Raw genomic sequence first — 2132 nt, forward strand, 5'->3', positions numbered from 1 at the left:
TATCAAGGATCTATTTAGCCATGCTGAATACGACATCCTTTACAAAAATGACGGTCAGCTAGAATTGGATTTTACATCATAATGAGCCATATTGAGATGTTTTACATTTTTTAAGAGACACTAGTGGAGTATCTTACTGATCCAAAGAAAGATACGGATTTGATTCCTGCCAATACAGGTATCAATGATATGAATGTTGAAAATCAGATATCGCTTTATAATGCAACGAAATTGAAGCGTGATCATCTGATTGCGGACAGTAGTGACAAGAACCCGGTAGTGGAAGAACTGAATAATTCTTTGCGGGCCATGAAGCAGAGCATTATTCGTGCGGTGGATAATATGATTGTGAGTCTAAATGTGAAGCGTAACGATGCACAAAGCCGGGAACAACAGGCACAAAACCGTGTAGCTGCTATCCCGACCAAGCAGCGCCAGATGCTTTCTATTGAGCGTCAGCAGAAAATCAAGGAGTCGCTGTACCTGTTCTTGCTGAACCGTCGTGAGGAGAATGCATTGTCTCAGGCCATGGTGGACAACAATGCACGAGTGATTGACAGTGCGGAAGCTACTGATTCTCCGATTTCTCCGAACCGCAACAAAATTTTGTTGTTGGGATTGGTAATCGGTATCGCACTTCCGGGAGCTGTGTTCCTGATGATTCTGTTTATGGATACGCGGGTACATAACCGTAAGGATATTGTAAAGGCTGTATCATTGCCGTTCTTGGGTGAGATTCCGTTGGATAAGAAGGTCGCAGAAAGACCTCATGTACGAGGAAAACAGAATCTGTCGGTACAGGCTCAGGGAGATGATATTGTATCGGAAGCCTTCCGTATCCTGCGTACCAATATGGGATTTATGGCAAAGAAAGATCGGGCCATGCAGGTGATTACCTTTACTTCATTTACTGTTGGATCTGGTAAGACATTTATTTCCCGTAACCTGGCAATGAGTCTGGTGTATGCGAAGAAGAAAGTGGTTGTGATGGACCTGGATATCCGTAAAGGTACGTTAAGCCGTCATTTGGGTAAACATGTGACGGGTATGACGAACTTCCTGTCCGATAATACGGTAGGCATAGATGATATCATCCAGAAAACGGATTCTTTTGATGTGATTGCTTCTGGAACGGTGGCTCCGAATCCGGCAGAGTTGCTGATGGATGAGCGTTTGGATGAGCTGGTGGCAGAATTGCGTAAGCGTTATGATTATATCATAGTTGATAATGTACCGGTAGGACTGGTGGCAGATGCTACTATCATTAATCGTATTGTAGATTTGACCGTCTTTGTGGTGCGTGCCGGTAAACTCGACCGCCGTATGTTGCCTGAAATTGAGCAGTTGTATCAGGAGAAAAAATTGAACAACATGGCAATTGTATTGAATGGTGCCAGTCTGCATCATGGTTACGGTTATGGTTATGGTTACGGTTATGGCTACGGTTACGGAGAAAAAAAGAAATAAAGCAATAACAAAAAACGAGAATGTTTAATCAATAAAGAAAGAGAGGCTTTTTATGAAGAAAAAAAAGTATGAAGCTCCACAGACCAAGTATTTGGAGGTGGAGTTGGAGCAAGGTCTTATGGTGAAAGGCTCCATCGTGGATAACGATAAGGAGACGAAGCAAACCATATCTATTACTCCACAAGAGGTTGGAAATGAAAGTGACTATTTTAATGATGAAAATGCTGGATGGGATTTTTAATTATAGGGAGGACTTTAAATGAAGAAAATAATATTATTTTTAACTGTCTTGGCTTCCATTACGACAGCATGTAAGGAGGAGGCTTTTGAAGGAAAATATGGTCCGGCAGAAACTGGAGATGAAATTTTATTCAGTGCAGGCCATGCGAATTTTGGAATGAATGGTGAAAACTCACGTACAATTTATGGAGATCGTAATGGTAACGAGTATCCAATTTATTGGGTTAATAATGATGAAATTGGAATTTTCTGTCCCCAGGCAGGGAATCATGTGAATACCCCGAATAAAGAGTTTCACTCACTAGTGTCTCTTAAAAAATGTAAAACATCTCAATATGGCTCATTATGATGTAAAATCCAATTCTAGCTGACCGTCATTTTTGTAAAGGATGTCGTATTCAGCATGGCTAAATAGATCCTTGATA

The 2132-nt window shown here is 41.1% G+C and carries 2 protein-coding genes and 1 pseudogene; all 3 read left to right on the plus strand.

What is annotated here, in order from left to right; genetic code table 11:
- Positions 1 to 126: 126 nt before the first annotated feature.
- Positions 127 to 1467 (plus strand): annotated as a pseudogene (locus H3001_RS19005) (polysaccharide biosynthesis tyrosine autokinase); the annotation flags it as partial.
- Positions 1468 to 1519: 52 nt separating this feature from the next.
- Positions 1520 to 1708 carry a hypothetical protein gene (locus H3001_RS19010; RefSeq protein ID WP_178243418.1) on the plus strand — a complete coding sequence of 63 codons (189 nt, stop codon included), beginning with the start codon at positions 1520 to 1522 and terminating at the stop codon, positions 1706 to 1708.
- Between the two features lie 18 nt (positions 1709 to 1726).
- Positions 1727 to 2056, plus strand: a complete 330-nt coding sequence (locus H3001_RS19015; protein WP_181215788.1) for a hypothetical protein — start codon at positions 1727 to 1729, stop codon at positions 2054 to 2056.
- Positions 2057 to 2132: the final 76 nt, after the last annotated feature.

This window comes from Phocaeicola faecicola (assembly GCF_013618865.1).
GTDB classification, from domain to species: Bacteria; Bacteroidota; Bacteroidia; order Bacteroidales; family Bacteroidaceae; genus Phocaeicola; species Phocaeicola faecicola.